Raw genomic sequence first — 22,560 nt, forward strand, 5'->3', positions numbered from 1 at the left:
AACGACGTCACCGACACTGGATGCGACCCTCCCTGTACTGGATACGACGCACCCTGTAGGCGTCAGATTTTCACTGGTACATGATCATATCGACTCGATTGCACGGCGCCGTAGTAGAGCTGTCTCCAAACGCCACCCAACCGCAACCTATAAGTGCGGTGGTCCAGTCGGAACACTGCCAAAAAAAACACCAAGGAGTCCATCCATGAAAGGTTCCCCGTCGTTGTTGTTGGCCGCCATGCTAAGTCTGCCGGTTCTGGCGCATGCCGCAGAACCGGCGCAATGCAGCACCGTAAACTTCTCCGATGTCGGCTGGACCGATATCACCGCAACAACCGCGACCACCAGCGTCGTGCTCAACGCCTTGGGCTACAAGACCAAGACCACCATGATTTCCGTGCCCGTGACCTATAAGTCCCTGGCCGATGGCAAGAACATGGACGTGTTCCTCGGTAACTGGATGCCGACCATGGAAAACGACATCAAGGCTTATCGCGAGGCCGGCACCGTGGAAACCGTGCGCACCAACCTCAAGGGCGCCAAGTACACCCTCGCCGTTCCTCAAGCCTTGTACGACAAGGGGCTGCACGATTTCGCCGACATCGCCAAATTCAAGAAAGAACTCGACGGCAAGATCTATGGCATCGAGCCCGGCAACGACGGTAACCGTCTGATCCAGACCATGATCGACAAGAACGCCTTTGGCCTCAAGGACGCCGGTTTCAAAATGGTCGAGTCCAGCGAGGCTGGCATGCTGTCGCAGGTCGAACGCGCACAGAAACGCGACACCTCCGTGGTGTTCCTCGGCTGGGCGCCGCATCCGATGAACAAGCGTTTCAAGATTCAATACCTGACCGGTGGTGATGACTTCTTCGGCCCGGACTTCGGTGCCGCCACCGTGGCGACCAACACCCGCAAGGGCTATGCGCAGGAGTGCAGCAACGTCGGTCAGTTGCTCAAGAACCTGGAGTTCACCGTCGACATGGAAAGTGAACTGATGGGCAACATCCTGGACGACAAGATGAAGCCTGAGAAGGCCGCCAAGGCCTGGCTGAAAAACAATCCACAGGTGCTCGATACCTGGCTCGCTGGCGTGACCACCATTGACGGTAAACCTGGCCTGGAGGCCGTGAAAGCCAAGCTTGCGCAGTAATTGTTTATGCCGGACGGCTCCGGCCGTCCGGGCTGTTATTTCCTTGCATGCGGACGTTCAATACCATGCTGATTGATCAGAAAATCCCTTTAGGCCAGTACATCGCGGGCTTCGTTGAATGGTTGACGCAACACGGCGCCAACACCTTTGACGCAATCGCCGTGACCCTGGAAACGATGATCCACGGCGTGACGTTTGCGCTGACCTGGTTCAACCCGCTGGCGTTGATCGGCCTGATTGCACTGCTGGCACACTTCATCCAACGCAAATGGGGCCTGACCGCGTTCGTCGTCGCTTCCTTTCTGCTGATCCTCAACCTGGGGTACTGGCAGGAAACCATGGAAACCCTCGCCCAGGTGCTGTTCGCCACCCTGGTGTGCGTGCTGATCGGTGTGCCACTGGGCATCGTCGCTGCGCACAAGCCGATGTTCTACACGATAATGCGTCCGGTACTCGATCTGATGCAGACCGTACCGACCTTCGTTTATCTCATTCCTACCCTGACCCTCTTCGGGCTGGGCGTGGTCCCGGGCCTGATCTCCACGGTGGTGTTTGCGATTGCCGCGCCCATCCGCCTGACCTACCTGGGTATCCGCGATGTCCCGCAAGAATTGATGGACGCCGGCAAAGCCTTCGGCTGCTCGCGTCGCCAACTGCTCACACGGATTGAACTGCCCCACGCCATGCCGAGCATCGCGGCCGGCATCACCCAGTGCATCATGCTGTCGCTGTCGATGGTGGTGATCGCGGCACTGGTAGGCGCCGATGGCCTGGGCAAACCGGTGGTCAACGCACTGAACACTGCTGATATCGCCCTGGGCTTCGAAGCGGGCCTGGCGATCGTACTGCTGGCGATCATGCTCGACCGTATCTGCAAACAACCCGACGCCAAAGTAGGGGGTGACGCATGAGCATAATTCGCTTTGAAGACGTAGACGTGATCTTCACCAAAGATCCGCGCGAAGCACTGAAACTTCTCGATCAAGGTTTGACCCGTGGCGAGATCCTGAAAAAGACCGGGCAGATCGTTGGCGTCGAAAAGGCCAGCCTGGATATCGAAAAAGGGGAAATCTGCGTGCTGATGGGCCTGTCCGGCTCCGGCAAGTCCAGCCTGCTGCGTTGCATCAACGGCCTCAACACCGTCAGCCGTGGCAAGCTGTTCGTCGAGCACGAAGGCAAGCAGATCAACATTGCGTCCTGCACCGCCGCTGAACTGAAAATGATGCGCACCAAGCGCATTGCGATGGTATTCCAGAAGTTCGCCCTGATGCCCTGGCTGACGGTGCGCGAAAACATCAGCTTCGGCCTGGAAATGCAGGGCCGACCGGAGAAGGAACGACGCAAGCTGGTGGACGACAAGCTTGAGCTGGTAGGCCTGACCCAATGGCGCAACAAGAAACCCGACGAGCTTTCCGGCGGGATGCAGCAACGGGTGGGCCTGGCCCGCGCCCTGGCGATGGACGCCGACATCCTGCTGATGGACGAACCGTTCTCCGCACTCGACCCGCTGATCCGCCAGGGTCTGCAAGACGAACTGCTGGAACTGCAACGCAAGCTGAGCAAGACCATCGTGTTCGTCAGTCACGACCTCGATGAAGCCCTGAAACTGGGCAGCCGCATCGCGATCATGAAAGACGGGCGGATCATCCAGTACAGCAAGCCGGAGGAAATCGTCCTCAACCCTGCGGACGACTACGTGCGGACCTTCGTCGCCCACACTAACCCGCTGAACGTGCTTTGCGGTCGCAGCCTGATGCGCACCCTGGACAAATGCAAACGCATCAACGGTTCGGTGTGCCTCGACCCGGGTGGCGATTCGTGGCTGGACCTGGCCGAAGGCAACACCATCAAGGGCGCGCGCCAGAACGGTTCTGCGCTGGATTTGCAGAACTGGATACCGGGTCAGGCGGTTGAAGGTCTGGGTCGTCGACCAACCTTGGTGGACTCGAACATCGGCATGCGTGACGCGCTGCAGATTCGTTACCAGACAGGTAACAAGCTGGTGCTGCACGATAACAACCATGTGGTCGGGATTCTGGGGGACAGCGAGCTGTATCACGCTTTGCTTGGGAAGAACCTGGGGTAAGGCGGGATGAAAAAAGGGATCGCGATGAGCGATCCTTTTTTATTGGGTCAGGGAAAGAGCCCCTCACCCTAACCCTCTCCCAGAGGGAGAGGGGACTGATTGGGGGATGCTTCAGAGCTACACCGACCTGATCCTGCTTCATCGAATCCATAATCGACTCGATTTTTCAGGTCGACGCATTGCGCAAGACAACTCGGTCGGCTCCCTCTTCAGCGTTACACCCGCCCGCTCTTGCTCCATCGGATCCATAATCGACTCGATTTTTCAGGTCGACGCATTGCGCAAGACAACTCGGTCGGCTCCCTCTTCAGCGTTACACCCGCCTGCTCCTCCTCCATCGGATTCATAATCGACTCGATTTTTCAGGTCGACGCATTGCGCAAGACAACGCGGTCGGCTCCCTCTTCAGCGTTACACCCGCCTGCTCTTGCTCCATCGGATCCATAATCGACTCGATTTTTCAGGTCGACGCATTGCGCATGACAACTCGGTCGGCTCCCTCTCCCTCTGGGAGAGGGCTGGGGTGAGGGCTGGATTGCGGATCAATCGATGGCCGCAGGAACAACGCGGCCCTAACCCCGGGCCGCGTCACTGCAACTTCAGCTATAAACCCGGCCAAGGAGCTGCCGATGGCTTTCAAAGTGATCGAGCACGTCACGGGTGATCTGATCCTGGGTGAAGCCCATCAAGTCGTAGTCCTGGCTACCGTTGTGCAGGTACACCTCGGCGCGGTAGTAACGCTGACGAGTCTCATCGGACTGGGCCGACTCGGTCGGCGTCGCCAGATAGCCATCCAGGCTCACTTCGTAGACAAAAGGGTTGCCCTCTTCCATCTCGACCCGCACGCCCATGCAGCGCTTGGATTTACCCAATAACGTCTGCACTTGCAGCCCTTGAGCACGCATCTGCGCCGTCGCATCGGCCAATGCCGGGCTCACCTGCTTGTCCATGAAACGCTGTACCACCGACTGGCTCGGTTGCAGGTCCAACTGTGTCAGACGCTCGCTGAAGCCACGGCGACCGCGCGCAGCCAGTTCCGCTTGCTCCTGTTCGATCTGTACGTCCTGGCGCATGGCCTTGTGCAGGCCAAACATGAAGCAGACAAGCACCACCGAGAACGGCAGGCCGGCCAGCACCACCATGGTCTGCATGGCTTCGAAGTTACCGGCGAACAACAGACCGATAGTCACCAGGGTGATCACCGCCGACCAGAAGATCCGCAGCCAGTGTGGGGCGTCTTCGTCGACGGTGCCGCCCTTGCAGGACAGGTTGGCCATCATCACCGCGCCGGAATCCGCAGGCGTCAGGAACAACACGAAACCAACAAAAATCGACACGCCGATCACAACCTTCGACGCCGGGTAATGCTCAAGCAACTGGTAGATCGCCATGGACGGCTGTTCCAGAGCCGTCTTCCCGAGCTCCACCGCCCCGTGGTTCATCACCAGGTCCAAGGCCGAGTTACCGAAGATCGACAGCCATGCCAGGGTGAAGCCCAGAGGAATCAGCAACACGCCAGCCACCAGCTCACGCACCGTACGACCACGGGAAATACGCGCGATAAACATGCCTACGAATGGCGCCCAGGAAATCCACCAGGCCCAGTAGAACAGGGTCCACAGGCCCAACCAGCGGTCGGACTTCTCGCTGTCGCCTTCATACACGTAAAGGTCGAAAGTCTTCAGCACCACGCCGTTCAGATAGTCACCGACGTTTTGCACGAAGCCATTGAGCAGGTGCAGGGTCGGACCGAACAGCAGGACGAAAATCAGCAGGCCACTAAACAGGATGATGTTGAGGTTGGACAGACGACGAATGCCGTTTTCCACCCCGGACACGGCAGCGATGGTCGCCACGGTGCTCATCACGATGATCACGATCAGCAGGTTGGTGTTGCTGTGTTCCATGCCGAACAGGTTTTCAAGGCCCGACGACACCTGCAGCGAACCAATCCCCAGGTTGGTCACCAGCCCCAACAGGGTCACGAACATGCCGAAGCCGTCCACCGCATGACCGGCCGCGCCTTTGACCCAACGCTCGCCCACCAGCGGATACAGCGCCGAACGCAATGCCAGCGGCTGGTTATGCCGATAAGCAAAGTACGCCACCGCCAGGCCGACCAAGGCATAAATTGCCCAGCCATGCAGGCCCCAGTGCAGGAACGTCAACTGCACAGCCTGACGGGCGGCAAGGTTGCTGGCGGCCACGCCTTCCGGCGGGTTGAAGTAGTGGTCCAGCGGCTCGGAAGCACCGAAGTACAGCAACGAAATGCCGATGCCCGACGAGAACAGCATCCCCGCCCAGGCGCCGTAGCTGAAGTCCGGGGTGTCGTCCTTGCTGCCCAGCTTGAGCTTGCCGTAGGACGAGAACGCCAGGCCGACCACGAAAATCAGGTAGGCGGCAATCACCACCATGTAGTACCAGCCGAAGCTGCGAGACAACCAGGCCTGCGCCGTGCCGAGCATTTTGCCGGCCTCCTGCGGGGCGATGATCAGAATGGCGGTCAACAACAGAATCAGCGCGGTAGAGGTGTAGAACACCCAACCGTTGACCGTCACCTTCTCGGGTGGGGTCTTTATTAGCGAGGCAGAACTCATGGCACAGATGCTCCGGGCAGTGCGAGAGAAGACGCAAGACAAACGAATTACCCGACCAATCGCTTTGTGAGCAGCCGACCAGCGGGTGATATAAAGACAGCCATAAAAAGCTCGAACCCTCTTGAGCGCCGTGGCGCGTAGGTTTCGAGCATTTTCGGAAGTCGTTTTTTTCGCCGCGATGCGTAGGAAAAATCTGTAGGCAGCGACGATTTGTCGCAGATCTTATTCTTTGTTGATTGAACGTTCAATCAAAACAAAATAGACTGGCCCTCGATCCGATAGACGTTTGGCGTCTGCCGGAAGGCCTAAGGAGATGTGCAAGATGCCCAAGGTCGGTATGCAACCCATCCGTCGCCAACAGTTGATCGAAGCTACTTTGCAGGCGGTCGACCAGGTCGGAATGGGGGACGCCAGCATTGCGCTGATCGCCCGTTTGGCCGGTGTCTCGAATGGCATCATCAGTCACTACTTTCAGGACAAGAATGGCCTGATCGCCGCCACCATGGGGTACCTGATGACTGTCCTGAGCGAGAACGTCACCGCACGTCGACAGGCGCTGACAGATGACAGCCCGCGGGCGCATCTGCAGGTGATTATCGAAGGCAACTTCGACGCCAGCCAGGTCAATGGCCCGGCAATGAAAACCTGGCTGGCCTTCTGGGCCACCAGCATGCACCAGCCGTCTTTGCACAGGTTGCAGCGGATCAACGATCACCGCCTGTATTCCAACCTGTGCTGCCAGTTCCGCCGTGTGATGGCGCTCGATGATGCGCGCAGCGCGGCCCGTGGCCTGGCAGCGTTGATCGACGGATTGTGGTTGCGCGGCGCGCTGTCGGGAGATGCTTTCGACACCGGGCAGGCGCAAAAGATTGCTTACGAATACATGGATATCCAATTGGCCAAGCGGGTGAGTTAGAGCACACATAAACGCTCAACCCCTGAACCGCCACTGATCAGCGTCGCCCGGTTGCATGGCGCGCCCGGTGGTCAACGCCAACCACTTATGCACTTGCGAGGACTATATGGCCCGTTTCGAACTGCAAAAACTCTACATCGACGGCGCGTACAGCGACGCCAGCAGCGACGCCACTTTCGAAGCCATCAACCCGGCTAACGGAGAAGTCCTCGCAAAAGTACAACGTGCGACCAAGGAAGACGTCGAGCGCGCCGTAGTCAGCGCCGAAAAGGGCCAGAAAATCTGGGCCGCCATGACCGCCATGGAGCGTTCGCGCATCCTGCGTCGCGCCGTGGAAATCCTGCGCGAGCGCAACGACGAACTGGCTGCCCTGGAAACCCTGGACACCGGCAAGGCTTACTCCGAAACCCGTTACGTCGACATCGTCACCGGTGCAGACGTGCTGGAGTACTACGCAGGCCTGGTGCCGGCCATCGAAGGCGAGCAGATCCCACTGCGCACCACTTCGTTCGTCTACACCCGTCGCGAGCCACTGGGCGTTGTCGCCGGTATCGGCGCGTGGAACTACCCGATCCAGATCGCGCTGTGGAAATCCGCACCGGCCCTGGCGGCCGGTAACGCAATGATCTTCAAACCAAGCGAAGTCACTTCCCTGACCACCCTGAAGCTGGCCGAGATCTACACCGAAGCCGGCGTGCCGAATGGCGTGTTCAACGTTCTGACCGGCAGCGGCCGCGAAGTCGGCACCTGGCTGACCGAGCACCCGCGCATCGAGAAAGTCTCGTTCACCGGCGGCACCGACACCGGCAAGAAAGTCATGGCCAGCGCTTCGAGCTCCTCGCTCAAGGACGTGACCATGGAACTGGGCGGCAAATCGCCGCTGATCATCTGCGACGACGCCGACCTCGATCGCGCCGCCGACACCGCGATGATGGCCAACTTCTACAGCTCCGGTCAGGTCTGCACCAACGGCACTCGCGTGTTCGTACCGGCGCACCTGAAAGCCGCTTTCGAAGCCAAGATTGCTGAGCGCGTTGCACGCATCCGCATCGGCAACCCGGAAGACGAAAACACCAACTTCGGCCCGCTGGTCAGCTTCGCCCACATGGAAAGCGTGCTGGGCTACATCGCCAAGGGCAAGGAAGAAGGTGCACGCCTGCTGTGCGGCGGCGAGCGCCTGACTGACGGTGAATTCGCCAAAGGTGCGTTCGTGGCACCCACCGTGTTCACCGACTGCACCGACGACATGACCATCGTTCGTGAAGAGATCTTCGGCCCGGTCATGGCGATCCTGTCTTATGAAACCGAAGAAGAAGTGATCCGCCGTGCCAACGATACCGACTTCGGCCTGGCCGCCGGCATCGTCACCAAGGACCTGAACCGCGCTCACCGCGTGATTCATCAACTGGAAGCCGGTATCTGCTGGATCAACGCCTGGGGCGAATCCGACGCGAAGATGCCGGTCGGTGGCTACAAGCAGTCGGGTGTTGGTCGTGAAAACGGCATCAGCTCGCTGAACAACTTTACCCGCATCAAATCGGTACAGGTCGAGCTGGGCGATTACGTCTCGGTGTTCTGATTCGCACGCGCTCTGGAGTGAACGCCATTGTGGCGAGGGGGCTTGCCCCCATTGGGCTGCGAAGCAGCCCCATCCAGACGCCGCATGCTTTCAGATAGAACGAGGTCGCTGAATTTGCGACTGCTGCGCAGCCGAACGGGGGCAAGCCCCCTCGCCACAGGTTGTGCAGTGTCCCAGCGACCGAGATCGGAACCAACATCAAAGAGGGTGCATTCAATGTCCCAAGAATTCGATTACATCATCATCGGTGCCGGCTCGGCCGGTAACACCCTGGCGACCCGTCTGACTGAAGACGAAGGCGTCACCGTCCTGCTGCTCGAAGCCGGCGGCCCGGACTACCGTTTTGACTTCCGTACGCAAATGCCGGCTGCGCTGGCGTTCCCGCTGCAAGGCCGTCGCTACAACTGGGCCTACGAAACCGATCCGGAGCCACACATGGACGGCCGTCGCATGGAATGCGGCCGCGGCAAGGGCCTGGGCGGTTCCTCGCTGATCAACGGCATGTGCTACATCCGCGGCAACGCCATGGACTACGACGGCTGGGCGAAACTGCCAGGCCTGGAAGACTGGTCGTACCTGGACTGCCTGCCGTATTTCCGTAAAGCGGAAACCCGCGACATCGGCCCGAACGACTACCACGGTGGCGACGGTCCGGTCAGCGTGACCACGCCAAAAGCCGGCAATAACCCGCTGTTCCACGCCATGGTCGAAGCCGGCGTGCAGGCCGGTTACCCGCGTACCGAAGACTTGAACGGCTACCAACAGGAAGGCTTCGGCCCGATGGACCGCACCGTGACCCCGAAAGGTCGTCGCGCCTCCACTGCCCGTGGCTACCTGGACGTGGCCAAGAAGCGTTCGACCCTGACCATCGTCACCCACGCCCTGACCGACAAGATCCTGTTCGAAGGCAAGCGTGCGGTCGGCGTTCGTTACCTGGTCGGCGATGCTGAAGAGCGTGTTGAAGCCAAGGCGCGCAAGGAAGTGCTGCTGTGCTCTGGCGCCATCGCTTCGCCGCAGATCCTGCAACGCTCCGGCGTCGGCCCTGCGCAACTGCTGAACAAGCTCGACATTGCGGTGGTCCACGACCTGCCGGGCGTCGGTGAAAACCTGCAGGATCACCTTGAGCTGTACCTGCAATACGCGTGCACCCAACCGGTCTCGCTGTACCCGTCGCTGCTCTGGTACAACCAACCGGCCATTGGTGCCGAATGGCTGTTCAACGGCACCGGCATCGGCGCCAGCAACCAGTTCGAAGCCGGCGGTTTCATCCGCACCCGAGAAGAGTTCGAGTGGCCGAACATCCAGTACCACTTCCTGCCGGTGGCGATTAACTACAACGGCAGCAACGGTGTGAAAGAGCACGGCTTCCAGGCGCACATGGGTTCCATGCGCTCGCCAAGCCGCGGTCGCATCCAGGCCAAGTCCAAGGACCCACGCCAGCACCCGAGCATCCTGTTCAACTACATGGCTACCGAACAGGACTGGCAGGAATTTCGCGACGGCATCCGCCTGACCCGTGAAATCATGCAGCAGCCGGCACTGGATGCCTTCCGCGGTCGCGAGATCAGCCCGGGCATCGAAGTGCAAACCGACGAGCAACTGGACAAGTTCATCCGCGAACACGCCGAAACCGCGTTCCACCCGTCCTGCTCGTGCAAGATGGGCACCGACGACATGGCCGTGGTCGATGGCGAAGGTCGCGTGCATGGCATGCAAGGCCTGCGCGTGGTCGATGCCTCGATCATGCCGATCATCACCACCGGCAACCTCAACGCCCCGACGATCATGATGGCCGAGAAAATCGCCGACAAGATCCGTGGCCGCCAGCCGTTACCGCGCAGCAAGGCTTCGTACTACGTGTGTGGTGATGCGCCGGTGAAGGGCAAGCCGATGCGGGAAGTGGGCCAGACTGCGTAAGACGCTGCACCGCGTCACGGCTATTCGCGAGCAAGCCCGCTCCCACACTGGATCTTCGGTGAACATATATATTGTGAACACCCGAGGGTAAATGTGGGAGCGGGCTTGCTCGCGAAGGGGCCTTATAAAGCGACACCCCTCTATCTGGCTCACCCGAGTCAAACCTTCCCAATCCGCTCCATCCTTGCTCCCACCACCACGCAGGCCTAATCTAGCGCCACGCAAATATTTCACCCTCCCCTCGCAACATCGATGCTCCACACCAAGGAGGTTTCCGAATGTTCGATTTCTACCCCCAGCTCAAGCAGCGCTTCGCTGCCTTGCGCACGGGCGCTGAATTCTTTTCCCTGCGTTATGTGCGCGAGTCTGGCCAGTACCTGTCGGTGCGCAAGAACGTCGCCGAACCGCCAAGCCTGAGCCGTGACGAAGGGGCGATGCTGACGGTGCGGGTCAACGGCGTCGAAGCCTATGCCGCCACCAATGACCTGTCGCAACAGGGCTTGCAAGCCGCCCTCGAACGCGCCGAGCACCAGGCGCGCCGGCTCAAGCCTCACGCCCTGCTGGATCTGCGCGAGCAATCCGTTTCCAGCGACCGTGCCGACTACTTTTCGCCGAACCTCGATCAGCCCTTCCCGACCCTGAGCGACTGCTACGCATTGCTCAGTGCCGAATCCGCCGCCGTCCCCAAGGACGAGCGCCTGGTGAACTGGCAGGTGAGCATCGGCATCACTCATGTCGAACAGATATACCTCAGCAGTGCCGGTGCCGAACTGCGTCAGGCCCAGCGTTTCGTCTACCCCGGCCTCGATGTCACCGCCTACGACGGCAATGACAGTCAGACCCGTACCCTCGGCCGGGAAAACTTCGGCCAACAGGGTGGCTTCGATGTCATCAGTCGTTGCGGCCTGATCGGGGCCGGCGCACGAGTTGCCGATCAGGCTCTGCAATTGCTGTTGGCGCCGAACACGCCGCAAGGTCCGCGCGACCTGCTGCTGATGCCCGACCAGATGATGTTGCAGATCCACGAATCCATCGGCCACCCGCTGGAGCTGGACCGCATCCTCGGCGACGAACGCAACTACGCTGGCACCAGCTTCGTCAAAGCCGAAGACTTCGGCAACCTGCAGTACGGCTCGAAACTGCTCAATGTGACCTTCGACCCGGACATTCCCGAACAACTGGCCAGCTACAGCCATGACGACGACGGTACGCCCGCCAGCAAACAATTCCTGATCCGCGAGGGTCTGTTGCTGCGTCCGCTGGGCGGTGCCCTGTCGCAATTTCGCGCCGGCATGGATGGCGTCGCCAACAGCCGCGCCTGCGGCTGGAACCGTCCGCCAATCGACCGCATGGCCAACCTGAATATCGAGCCCGGCGATCAACCGCTGGAACAACTGATCGGCAACATCGAGCACGGCATTCTGATGAGTACCAACCGCTCCTGGTCCATCGACGATGCGCGCAACAAATTCCAGTTCGGCTGCGAATGGGGCCAGTTGATCGAAAACGGCGAACTCAAGGGTGTGGTGAAGAACCCGAACTACCGGGCAATTTCCGCGCAGTTCTGGAAAAGTCTCAGCGCCGTCGGCGATGCCAGCACGTTCAAGGTCCTCGGGACGCCGAACTGCGGCAAGGGCGAGCCGAATCAGGTAATCCGCGTCGGCCATGCTTCACCTGCCTGCGTGTTCAGCAACGTTGATGTGTTCGGGGGAGATGCCTGATTACTACTTTCACGATCTCGTCAAAAGCCCAGGCCGAATCGTTCCAGGCCTTGGTCGCCGGATTGCGCGCAGCTCTGCGCGAACCGGAACAGTTCACCCTCAGCTACGCCGCCGAGTCGTCGGCCTTCGTGCGTTTCAACCACGCCAAGGTCCGGCAAGCCGGGCAAGTGCAGCAGGCGAGCATCGGTTTGAAACTGATCAACGAGGGCCGTCACGCCGACCTGCAAATCACCCTGGCGGACGATCCGCAAGTCGACCTTCAGCGTCTGACCGAAGGTCTGCAACAGCTGCGTGAAACCTTGCCACTCCTGCCGAAGGATCCGTACCTGCTGCTCAACCACAATGGTTGGCAAAGCAGGAACGTGCAGGAGCATCCACTGCCGGACAACGAGCAGGTGATTGCTGAAATCACCCAGGCCGCCGAAGGTCTCGATCTGGTCGGCTTCTATGCCGCCGGGCCGATCAGCCGTGGCTTTGCAAGCTCCGCCGGGGCGTTCGGCTGGCATCAGGCCAACAGTTTCAACTTCGACTTCAGCCTGTTCCATGAAAACGGCCAGGCAGTGAAAGCCAGCTACGCCGGGCACGAATGGAGCAGTGAGGGTTTTGCCAAGCGCTTCCAGCAGGCCCGTGAGCAACTTGAGTTTCTGGGGCGGCCGTTGCGCACGTTGGCGCCGGGGCAGTACCGCGCTTACCTCGCCCCCGCCGCGCTGGAGGAGATCATGGGCATGCTGTGCTGGGGCGGTTTTTCCGCGCAGTCGATTGCCAGCAAAAGCAGCCCATTGCAGAAGCTCTACGCAGGAGATCAGACGTTCAGCCCACTGGTTTCGCTGGATGAAAAAGTCACCGGCTCGCTCAGCCCGGCGTTTTCCGCCGAGGGTTACCCGCGCTGCGATCTGCGCTTGATTGTCGAAGGCAAGGCCGGGGCGCAAATGGTCGGCTCGCGCAGTGCCGCCGAATACGGTCTGACCGCGAACGGCGCCAGTGGCGGTGAATCGCCGAGTGCGTTGAACTTGCAGGCGGGTGATTTGCCTGAGGCAGATGTACTCAAACAACTCGGCACCGGTTTGTACATCAGCAACCTGTGGTACCTGAACTACTCGGACCAACCGGCGGCACGCCTGACTGGCATGACCCGGTTTGCGACGTTCTGGGTCGAGAATGGCGAGATTCAGGCGCCGGTGAGCACCATGCGGTTTGATGACAGCGCCTACAGCCTGCTGGGTTCGCAACTGGAAGCGTTGACCCAGGAACGCGAGATGCTGTTGTCGGCGAGCACCTATAGCCAGCGGGACACCGCGTCGTCCCTGTTGCCGGGGGCGCTCGTCAGCCGGTTGACCCTGACCTTGTAAACACAAAACCCTGTGGCGAGGGGGCTTGCCCCCGTTCGGCGGCGAAGCCGTCGTAAATCCAGGATGCGTTTTTTCTGATGAAACGCATTTGCTGTGCAGGGACTGCTTCGCAGTCCAACGGGGGCAGCCCCCTCGCCACAATGGTCCATTCCAATCCAACAGAGGTCCCATGCCCAACCGCCCGCCTCTCGACGCCGTCACCGCCCGCTGGATACCGTGGGTCGTGGCCATTGCCTTCTTCATGCAGTCCCTCGACGGGACGATCCTCAATACCGCCTTGCCGGCGATGGCCGCAGACCTGGCGGAAGACCCGCTGCGCATGCAGGGCGTGATCATCGCCTACATGCTCACCGTCGCCCTGCTGATTCCCGCCTCAGGCTGGATCGCCGACCGCTTCGGCACCAAGAAAATCTTCTTCAGCGCGATTCTGCTGTTCAGCCTCGGCTCGCTGCTCTGCGCATTGTCCACCAGCCTGCCCCAGTTGAACGGCGCCCGGGTGATTCAGGGCCTGGGCGGTGCGCTGATGCTGCCGGTCGGGCGGCTGGTGGTGCTACGTGCCTACCCGCGCTCGGAACTGGTGCGGATCATGGGCTTCATCACCATTCCCGGCCTGCTCGGACCGTTGATCGGCCCGACCATGGGTGGCTGGATGGTGCAATACCTGACCTGGCACTGGATTTTCCTGATCAACCTGCCGGTGGGGCTGGTCGGTTGCTACGCCGTGTGGAAATTCATCCCCGACCTGCGCGGTTCCGAGCGTACCCGTTTCGATAGCTTGGGCTTCGTGCTGTTCGGCGCGGCCATGATTCTGATCACCGTCGCCATGGAAGGCCTGGGCGAACTGCACCTGCCGCACTTGCGAGTGATGCTGCTGCTGTTCGCCGGCATGGCGTGCCTCGCGGCCTACTGGTTGCGCGCCGGACATATCGAGAACCCGCTGTTTGCACCGTCGCTGTTCAAGACCCGGACTTTCGCCGTCGGCATCCTCGGCAACCTGTTCGCCCGCCTCGGCAGCGGCGCGCTCCCCTTTCTGGTGCCGTTGTTGCTGCAAGTCGCATTGGGCTATTCGCCGTCCCAGGCCGGGATGAGCATGCTGCCGCTGGCTGCAGCGGCGATGGTCGCCAAGTGGGTGGCGCGGCCGCTGATCGAGCGTCTGGGCTATCGCATCGTGCTCACCGGCAACACCCTCGCCCTGGGGATCATGCTGGCGGGCATGGGCCTGGTCAGCGAACAGACGCCTTACTGGCTGCTGTTGTGCCTGCTGGCGGTTCTCGGCGCGATCAACTCCTTGCAGTTCACCGCGATGAACACCGTGACCCTGATTGACCTCGACGACGCCAGCGCCAGCAGCGGCAACAGCCTGTTGTCGGTGGTCGCGCAATTGTCCCTGAGCCTGGGGGTGGCCTGTGCCGGTGCGCTGCTCGGCGGGTTTACGGCGGAAATCGGAAATGACGGCGTCGAGACCGTATTGGGTGCATTCCAGCTGACGTTTGTAACCGTTGGAATCATGGCCATGCTGGCCGCTACGATCTTCTCGCAGCTCTCAAAGGAAGACGGACGGCGCGTCAAACGTCCGGAACAGCACATCGAACCTTAGGGCGAATGGCCACTGGGCTGGTACACTGCGCGACATTTTGTTTTGCAGGCCAGTCCCGTGACCACCATCGCCACCGAATTTAATACTTTGCCGCTGTCCGCCGCCATGCTGGCTAACCTCGACTCCCTCGGTTATGCCCAGATGACGCCGATCCAGGCGCAAAGCTTGCCGGTGATCCTCAAGGGGATGGACCTGATTGCCCAGGCCAAGACCGGCAGCGGCAAGACTGCCGCCTTCGGTATCGGCCTGCTGAACCCGATCAATCCGCGCTATTTCGGCTGCCAGGCATTGATTCTTTGCCCGACCCGCGAGCTGGCTGACCAGGTTGCCAAGGAAATCCGTCGCCTGGCCCGTGCCGAAGACAACATCAAGGTTCTGACCCTGTGCGGAGGCGTGTCCCTCGGCCCGCAGATCGCTTCGCTGGAGCACGGCGCGCATATCATCGTCGGCACCCCGGGGCGCATCCAGCAGCACCTGCGCAAAGGTTCGCTGGTGCTTCACGGCCTGAACACCCTGATCCTCGACGAAGCCGACCGCATGCTCGACATGGGTTTCTACGATTCCATCGAAGAAATCATCATGCAGGCCCCGGAGCGCCGCCAGACCCTGCTGTTCTCCGCCACCTACCCGGTAGGTATCAAGCAGTTGGCCTCCAAATTCATGCGCAACCCGCAGCAGGTGAAGGCCGAGGCGTTCCACGACGACACTCAGATCGAGCAACGTTTCTACGAGATCTCCCCGGAAGAGCGCATGAGCGCCGTGACCAAGGTCCTTGGCCACTTCCGCCCGGCGTCCTGTGTAGCATTCTGCTTCACCAAGCAGCAGGTGCAGGAAACCGTCGATCACCTGACCGCCAAAGGCATCTCCGCGGTCGGCCTGCACGGCGATCTGGAACAGCGCGACCGCGACCAGGTACTGGCCATGTTCGCCAACCGCAGTACTTCGGTACTGGTTGCCACCGACGTTGCCGCCCGCGGCCTTGATATCGATTCCCTGGACATGGTGATCAACGTCGAGCTGGCCCGTGATTCGGAAATCCACATCCACCGCGTGGGCCGTACCGGCCGTGCCGGTGAGAAAGGCCTCGCGATCAGCCTGGTCGCACCGTCCGAAGCCCAGCGTGCGCAGGCCATCGAGCAGTTGCAGAAATCGCCGTTGACCTGGGATCAGGTAGACAACCTCACCAATCAGGGCGGTGGCCCGCTGCTGCCGCAGATGAGTACCCTGTGCATCGGTGCTGGCCGTAAAGACAAGGTTCGTCCGGGCGACATTCTGGGCGCACTCACCGGTGATGCCGGCATCCCCGGCGCCCAGGTCGGCAAGATCGCGATCTTCGACTTCCAGGCCTACGTGGCCGTGGAACGTGGCATCGCCAAGCAGGCCTTGCAGCGTTTGAACGATGGCAAGATCAAGGGCCGCTCGTTGCGCGTGCGTATTTTGTAAGCGATCTTCAACCCAACGAAGATCCCCCTGTGGGAGCGGGCTTGCTCGCGAAAGCGGTCTATCAGTCGACATTGATGTTGAATGTGATGGCCCTTTCGCGAGCAAGCCCGCTCCCACAGTTTGTTTTGTGGTGATTCATCGAGAGGACACCGTTTTGCGCTCTACCGAAGTCGTGATCATTGGCGCTGGCGCCGCAGGGTTGATGTGTGCACTGACCGCCGCCGGGCGTGGGCGCAAAGTGTTGTTGCTCGACCACGCCAACAAGGCTGGCAAGAAAATCCTGATGTCGGGCGGTGGACGCTGCAATTTCACCAACATGTACACAGAACCGGGCAATTTCCTTTCGCAGAATGCGCATTTCTGCAAATCTGCCCTGGCCCGCTATACCCAGTGGGACTTCATCGGCATGGTGGCCAAGCACGGCGTGCCCTACCACGAGAAAAAACTCGGCCAGCTGTTCTGCGATAACAAATCCAGCGACATCCTCGAAATGCTGCTCAACGAGTGCGATCAGGTCGGCGTCAGCCTGCACCTGGACACCTCGATCCAGACCATCGAGAAACTCGAAAGCGGTTACCTGCTGGACACCACGCTCGACCAGATCACCTGCGAATCCCTGGTAATCGCCACCGGCGGCCTGTCGATCCCGACCCTGGGTGCCACCGGTTTCGGCTATCAGGTGGCCAGGCAATTCGGCCACGAACTGCTGCCGACCCGCGCCGGCCTGGTGCCGTTCACCATTACCGATCAGCTCAAGGCCCTGTGCACCGAGTTGTCCGGTACGTCGGTGGATTGCCTGGTGAGCTGCAACGACCAGAGCTTTCGCGAGAACATCCTGTTCACCCACCGCGGCCTCAGCGGCCCGGCGATCCTGCAGATTTCCTCGTTCTGGGAATCCGGCGACACCGTTGAAATCAACCTGATGCCGGACCACGACGTGCCGAGCTGGCTGCAACAGCAGCAAGCCGAACGTCCGAACAGCGAACTGAAAACCCTGCTCGGAGAAATTTTCACCAAGAAAATGGCCAACCTGCTGGCGGACAACTGGTTCGTCTCCAAACCGATGAAGCAGTACACCCATGCGGAACTGGCGGACATCGCGGAAAAACTGGCGAGCTGGAAAGTGGTCCCGGCCGGCACCGAAGGCTATCGCACCGCCGAAGTGACCCTGGGCGGCGTCAACACCAACGAGGTGTCTTCCAAGACCATGGAATCGTTGAAAAGCCCCGGCTTGTATTTCATTGGCGAAGTGCTCGATGTCACCGGGCACCTGGGCGGTTTCAACTTCCAGTGGGCCTGGGCATCCGGCTACGCCGCCGCGCAGTACGTCTGACCAACTGGCGTACACAAAACAACGGTGGGAGCGGGCTTGCTCGCGAAAGCGTCGGATCAGTCAACATTGATGTTGAATGACACACCGCCTTCGCGAGCAAGCCCGCTCCCACATTGGGTCTGTGATGATTTGCAGAGTGTATTCGCACAAGGAAGGAACAGATTTTGCTGTCTGATGTGATCGCCGCCATTGCGTCGACGTCATTAGTGGCTCAATTTAGCGTCATTGCCTCGGAAGGCCTTCGCACTTCATGTCATCGACTTCGTTCAGCCAGTCTCTGCGTCGCCTTTGGGCGCTGGATAAATTCAGCTACAGCGTGCGGGTGTTCATCGCCCTGACCGGCACCATGGCGCTGTGTTGGTATCAGGATGAAATGGGCCTGTTGATCCCGTTGTTCCTGGGGATCATTGCCAGCGCCCTGGCTGAAACCGACGACAGTTGGCAGGGCCGTCTCAATGCACTGGCGGTCACGCTGGTGTGTTTCCTGGTCGCTTCGCTGTCCGTCGAACTGCTATTCCCCTACCCGAAAATCTTTATCGTCGCCTTCGCCCTGGCCGCCTTCTGCCTGACCATGCTCGGCGCCCTCGGCGAACGCTATGGCGCGATTGCTTCAGCGACCTTGATCCTGTCGGTCTACACCATGATCGGCGTGGACCAGCGTGGTGGTGCGGTCACCGATGTCTGGCACGAACCGGTGCTGCTGGTGGCCGGTGCAGCCTGGTACGGTCTGCTTTCAGTGCTTTGGCAGGCGCTGTTCTCCAACCAGCCTGTACAGCAGAGCCTCGCGCGGCTGTTCCGGGAGCTGGGGTTTTACCTGAAGCTCAAATCATCGCTATTCGAACCGATCCGGCAAATGGACGTTGAAGCGCGACGCCTGGAGCTGGCCCAGCAGAACGGCCGGGTGGTGGCGGCGATGAATGCGGCCAAGGAAATCATCCTGCATCGGGTTGGCAACGCCCGGCCGGGATCGAAAGTCAGTCGCTACCTCAAGCTGTACTTCCTCGCCCAGGATATCCACGAGCGCGCCAGCTCATCGCACTACCCCTACAACGCCCTGGCCGAAGCATTCTTCCACAGCGACGTGCTGTTCCGCTGTCAGCGCCTGCTGCGCCAGCAAGGCAAGGCCTGCAGGGCACTGGCCGAATCGATCCAGATGCGCCAGCCATTCATCTATGACGCCAGCTTCGCTGAAGCCCTGAGCGACCTGGACGCCTCCCTCGAACACCTGCGGGTGCAGAGCAACCCAGCCTGGCGCGGCTTGCTCCGCTCCTTGCGGGCACTGGCGGCGAACCTGGGTACCCTCGACCACCTGCTCAGCGACGCGAGCAACCCTGATGCCCTGGCCGACGCCACCGACAGTAGCCTGCTCGATCGCTCGCCACGCAACCTCAAGGACGTGTGGACCCGCCTGCGTACGCAACTCACGCCGACCTCGCTGCTGTTCCGCCACGCCCTGCGATTGCCCCTGGCCTTGAGCATCGGCTACGCCATGGTGCATTTGATCCACCCTTCCCAAGGCTACTGGATCATCCTCACCACGCTGTTTGTCTGCCAACCGAACTACGGCGCGACACGACGCAAACTCGGCCAGCGGATCATCGGCACCGCCTTTGGCCTGACGCTGGCCTGGGCGCTGTTCGATCTGTTCCCGAACCCGCTGATCCAGTCATGCTTCGCCATCGCCGCCGGGGTGGTGTTCTTTATCAATCGCACCACCCGCTACACCCTGGCGACGGCGGCAATTACCTTGATGGTGCTGTTCTGCTTCAACCAGGTGGGCGACGGTTACGGGCTGTTCCTGCCACGACTGCTCGATACCTTGCTCGGCAGCCTGATCGCCGGGCTGGCGGTGTTTCTGTTCCTGCCGGACTGGCAAGGCCGTCGCCTGAACAAGGTGCTGGCCAACACGCTGACCTGCAACAGCATTTACCTGCGCCAGATCATGCAGCAGTACGCCGCCGGCAAGAGCGACGACCTGGCCTACCGCCTCGCCCGACGCAACGCACACAACGCCGACGCTGCGCTGTCGACCACCTTGGCGAACATGCTGATGGAGCCGGGGCACTTCCGTAAGGAGGCGGATGTCGGCTTTCGCTTCCTGGTGCTGTCACACACGCTGCTCAGCTATTTGTCAGGCTTGGGGGCACACAGGGAAACGCAGTTGCCGGCCGATGTTCGCGAGCACCTGATCGAAGGCGCCGGGGTGAAGCTCGCCACCAGCATCGACGAAATAGCCCAGGGGCTGGCCAGTAAATCCTCGATTGCGATCCAGAGCGACGAAGAAGAGGCGCTGGCCGATACCCTTGAGCAGATGCCCGATGAAATCGATGAAGGCCAGCGGTTGGTGCAGACACAACTGGCGTTGATCTGCCGGCAATTGGGACCGTTGCGGACGCTGGCGGCGCATCTGATCAAGGACACCAGCGAAGCTTGAGACATGCGGGGCCTGGAGGGGCCTGCTCGCGATGAGGCCCGCTCAAACAACGCCGAACCCGCCGCAGGCAGCTAACTCCCTACATCCCATGCTGCCTCATCAACCTGGCATAACTCCCATCCGCCTTCATCGCCGCAATCGCGCGGTCGAAACCAGCGACGATCTGTTCGTGCTCCGGGTTCTTCAGGCTAACCAGAATGTGCAGACTGTTTTCGCTCAACGGCTTGGGCAGGAACTCCACGGCATTGCGCACCTTGGGCACTTCGCGAGCGAGGTAGTAACGGGCGACATATTCGTCTTCAAGGGTCAGTTTGACCCTGTTCGCCGCGACCATGCGCACTGCCATGGCGAAGCTGTGCACCGGGACTTTTTGCAACGACTGGTCTTCATCGAAGGTCGATGAATAGGCGTAACCGCGCACCACCGCAATCGGATAGGTGTGCAGTTGCTGCAGATCATTGAATTCGATGGGGGCATCTTTGCGCTTGAGAAACCGCACGCGGTTGAGCAGGTACTGCGCGGAAAACTGGCCAAGTTTTGTGCGCTCGTCGTTGTACCAGGCGTTGACCAGCACGTCGTACCGCCCCTCGCCCACCCCCCGCAGAGCCCTAGCCCAGGGCACCTGTTCAAACTCACTGGCATAACCGGCCCTGGCCAGTGCGGTACTGACAATATCCGTGGCCAGGCCGCCATTGATCAACGTGGCATCGGTAAAGGGAGGCCAGGCATCGGCGACCAGACGCAGCCTGTCAGCGGACACCCCCTGGACCTGCAACAGCAATCCGATCAAGGCCAAAGCTCGATGCAATCGCGGCATGCTGGAAAATCCTTAGCGGGCGGTTTGCCCGGTGTGCTTTCAGCCAGAACCCCAAGGCCCCTTACCGGCATATCCCGGGTACTCAAAGTAGCTCATCGGAGCCACTGCAAAGCGCTTCATTGCAGAGTACACAAAGGCGGCGCAACCGCGAGCAATCAATGATGGCATTTTGGACATTGTTACAGATTGATCCGCCATAAAGACTTCTGCCACCAGTGCGCTTAGTATCGGAGGTACGTTTTCAGGAAATCAAAACATGACAGTCGATTGGATCTGCAAACACCACAGCGATCTGGGCAAAGAGCAGCTGTACGCCATTCTGCAGTTGCGTACCGAAGTATTTGTCGTCGAACAGAAATGCGTTTATCAGGACATTGATGGCCAGGATCTGGAAGGTGACACCTGCCACGTGATGGCCTGGGACGGCAACCGACTGGTGGCCTACCTGCGGCTGCTGGACCCGCAATCACAGGGTGGTGACGTGGTGATCGGCCGGGTGCTCACCGCACCGCACGCTCGTCGCAGTGGCCTGGGTCACGAGTTGATGGAGCAGGCGCTCAAGCAGATCGAAAAATACTGGCCCGACATGCCGGTCTATCTCTCGGCACAGGCACATTTGCAGGGGTATTACGGGCGATACGGGTTTGTCGTGTCGGGTGAGGAATATGTCGAGGATGGCATTCCACACATCGGGATGCGTCGTTCCTGAAGTGCTTCAACCCGGATTGCCGCAGGGGATCCGGGTTATACGGCAGGCTGCACAATACTGAAGCTCAGGGATACTCCAGCACTGCCTTGATCTGCTGCAGATTGCCCTCGATCCAGCCCCGATCGATCGCGCCCCACTCGCGAATCCGGTAGCGCCCCGCATGGTTGCGCGCTCCCTCTTCCTGCTCGAACTCGCAAACAATATCCAGATCCGCCAAGGCCGCGATGGTGTCCTGGGCGGTGCGCCGTGGCATGCCGGTGGCTTCGGTCAACGCCGGGACGCTGCTGGCCAGCCCGCTGTCGATCAGGTACGCCACGTACAAGCGGCGATAGAAACTGCTTTTGGTCTTGCTTACGTCCATCTAACGCTCCTTGAAAGATCGTCTATTGCATATCCCGCCACGTCAGGTACACCCGAACATCAAACTCGACTTGGTGATACCCCGGCAACATGTGCTCGCAAAGCTTGTAGAACGCCTTGTTGTGGTCCGATTCCTTGAAGTGTGCCAGCTCGTGCACCACGATCATTTTCAGGAACTGCGAAGGCGCATCCTTGAACAGCGAGGCAATGCGAATTTCCTTCTTGGCCTTGAGTTTGCCGCCCTGCACCCGGGAGATCGTGGTGTGCAGGCCAAGGGCTCGGTGAGTCAGGTCCAGACGGTTGTCGAACAGTACCTTGTCGATGGCCGGGGCATTGCGCAAGTATTCCTGCTTGAGGTCGAGCGCATAGGTGTACAGCGCCTTGTCACTCTGCACTGCGTGTTTTTCCGGGTAACGCTGGCTCAGGTAATCACCCAGCCGACCGTCGGTGATCAGTTGGCGCACCTGAGCCTGCAGGGAAGCGGGATAGGCCTGGAGGTATTTCAGAACGGTCATCGGGGCGGTAAATACAAGTCACGAAAAGATCGCC

17 protein-coding genes are annotated in these 22,560 nt (G+C 60.3%); 13 read left to right on the plus strand and 4 right to left on the minus strand.

Features of this window, described 5'->3' with window-relative positions; translation table 11 throughout:
* The first annotated feature begins 205 nt into the window (after positions 1-205).
* From AC07OG_RS00255 to choV, 3 genes are all read left to right on the plus strand, one after another.
* Entirely contained in the window at positions 206-1,153 is a 948-nt protein-coding gene (locus tag AC07OG_RS00255) for a choline ABC transporter substrate-binding protein (protein WP_495065954.1), read from the plus strand.
* A 65-nt stretch (positions 1,154-1,218) separates the two neighbouring features.
* On the plus strand, positions 1,219-2,064 hold the full coding sequence (gene choW, locus AC07OG_RS00260; protein WP_495065955.1) for a choline ABC transporter permease subunit: 846 nt from the start codon (positions 1,219-1,221) through the stop codon (positions 2,062-2,064).
* On the plus strand, positions 2,061-3,239 hold the full coding sequence (gene choV, locus AC07OG_RS00265; RefSeq protein ID WP_060542353.1) for a choline ABC transporter ATP-binding protein: 1,179 nt from the start codon (positions 2,061-2,063) through the stop codon (positions 3,237-3,239). Before choW ends, choV begins: the two co-directional genes overlap by 4 nt.
* 599 nt (positions 3,240-3,838) lie before the next feature.
* On the opposite strand, the gene AC07OG_RS00270 is transcribed toward choV, so the two are convergent.
* On the minus strand, positions 3,839-5,779 hold the full coding sequence (locus AC07OG_RS00270) for a BCCT family transporter (protein ID WP_371318046.1): 1,941 nt from the start codon (positions 5,777-5,779) through the stop codon (positions 3,839-3,841).
* Between the two features lie 379 nt (positions 5,780-6,158).
* Here AC07OG_RS00270 and betI point away from each other — a divergent pair, with 379 nt between their 5' ends.
* The 9 genes from betI (at position 6,159) to yccS (ending at position 20,125) form a co-directional block, all read left to right on the plus strand.
* Entirely contained in the window at positions 6,159-6,752 is a 594-nt protein-coding gene (betI, locus tag AC07OG_RS00275) for a transcriptional regulator BetI (RefSeq protein ID WP_060542355.1), read from the plus strand.
* A gap of 106 nt (positions 6,753-6,858) precedes the next feature.
* A complete protein-coding gene (gene betB, locus AC07OG_RS00280; RefSeq protein WP_057712979.1) occupies positions 6,859-8,331 on the plus strand; it encodes a betaine-aldehyde dehydrogenase in 1,473 nt (490 codons plus the stop codon).
* Between the two features lie 216 nt (positions 8,332-8,547).
* Positions 8,548-10,248, plus strand: a complete 1,701-nt coding sequence (gene betA / locus AC07OG_RS00285) for a choline dehydrogenase (protein WP_060542357.1) — start codon at positions 8,548-8,550, stop codon at positions 10,246-10,248.
* A 278-nt stretch (positions 10,249-10,526) separates the two neighbouring features.
* Complete coding sequence (locus AC07OG_RS00290) at positions 10,527-11,969, plus strand: TldD/PmbA family protein (RefSeq protein ID WP_495065956.1); 1,443 nt, start codon at positions 10,527-10,529, stop codon at positions 11,967-11,969.
* Between the two features lie 14 nt (positions 11,970-11,983).
* A complete protein-coding gene (locus AC07OG_RS00295) occupies positions 11,984-13,318 on the plus strand; it encodes a TldD/PmbA family protein (protein WP_495066152.1) in 1,335 nt (444 codons plus the stop codon).
* Positions 13,319-13,487: 169 nt separating this feature from the next.
* The gene (gene mdtD, locus AC07OG_RS00300) at positions 13,488-14,915 is read left to right on the plus strand and encodes a multidrug transporter subunit MdtD (protein ID WP_495065957.1); all 1,428 of its coding nucleotides are present in this window, start codon (positions 13,488-13,490) and stop codon (positions 14,913-14,915) included.
* A 105-nt stretch (positions 14,916-15,020) separates the two neighbouring features.
* Positions 15,021-16,358, plus strand: a complete 1,338-nt coding sequence (dbpA, locus tag AC07OG_RS00305; protein ID WP_236707813.1) for an ATP-dependent RNA helicase DbpA — start codon at positions 15,021-15,023, stop codon at positions 16,356-16,358.
* A 154-nt stretch (positions 16,359-16,512) separates the two neighbouring features.
* Positions 16,513-17,691 carry a BaiN/RdsA family NAD(P)/FAD-dependent oxidoreductase gene (locus AC07OG_RS00310; RefSeq protein ID WP_495065958.1) on the plus strand — a complete coding sequence of 393 codons (1,179 nt, stop codon included), beginning with the start codon at positions 16,513-16,515 and terminating at the stop codon, positions 17,689-17,691.
* A 250-nt stretch (positions 17,692-17,941) separates the two neighbouring features.
* A complete protein-coding gene (gene yccS / locus AC07OG_RS00315) occupies positions 17,942-20,125 on the plus strand; it encodes a YccS family putative transporter (protein ID WP_060542363.1) in 2,184 nt (727 codons plus the stop codon).
* A 79-nt stretch (positions 20,126-20,204) separates the two neighbouring features.
* Here yccS and AC07OG_RS00320 read toward each other — a convergent pair whose 3' ends face one another.
* Complete coding sequence (locus AC07OG_RS00320; protein ID WP_060542364.1) at positions 20,205-20,942, minus strand: substrate-binding periplasmic protein; 738 nt, start codon at positions 20,940-20,942, stop codon at positions 20,205-20,207.
* A gap of 256 nt (positions 20,943-21,198) precedes the next feature.
* Between AC07OG_RS00320 and AC07OG_RS00325 the strand changes: the two genes are divergently transcribed.
* Positions 21,199-21,651, plus strand: coding sequence for a GNAT family N-acetyltransferase (locus AC07OG_RS00325; protein WP_060542365.1), 453 nt, complete (start codon positions 21,199-21,201; stop codon positions 21,649-21,651).
* Between the two features lie 64 nt (positions 21,652-21,715).
* Here the strand turns inward: AC07OG_RS00325 and AC07OG_RS00330 are convergent, their stop codons facing one another.
* Together AC07OG_RS00330 and AC07OG_RS00335 are read right to left on the minus strand one after the other, a co-directional pair.
* Positions 21,716-22,012, minus strand: coding sequence for a winged helix-turn-helix domain-containing protein (locus AC07OG_RS00330; protein WP_060542366.1), 297 nt, complete (start codon positions 22,010-22,012; stop codon positions 21,716-21,718).
* Positions 22,013-22,034: 22 nt separating this feature from the next.
* Positions 22,035-22,526: a M48 metallopeptidase family protein gene (locus AC07OG_RS00335; protein ID WP_060542367.1), complete on the minus strand. Its 492-nt coding sequence runs from the start codon at positions 22,524-22,526 to the stop codon at positions 22,035-22,037.
* Positions 22,527-22,560 lie beyond the last annotated feature (34 nt).

The sequence above is a fragment of the Pseudomonas sp. GW821-FHT09H03 genome (assembly GCF_059415945.1).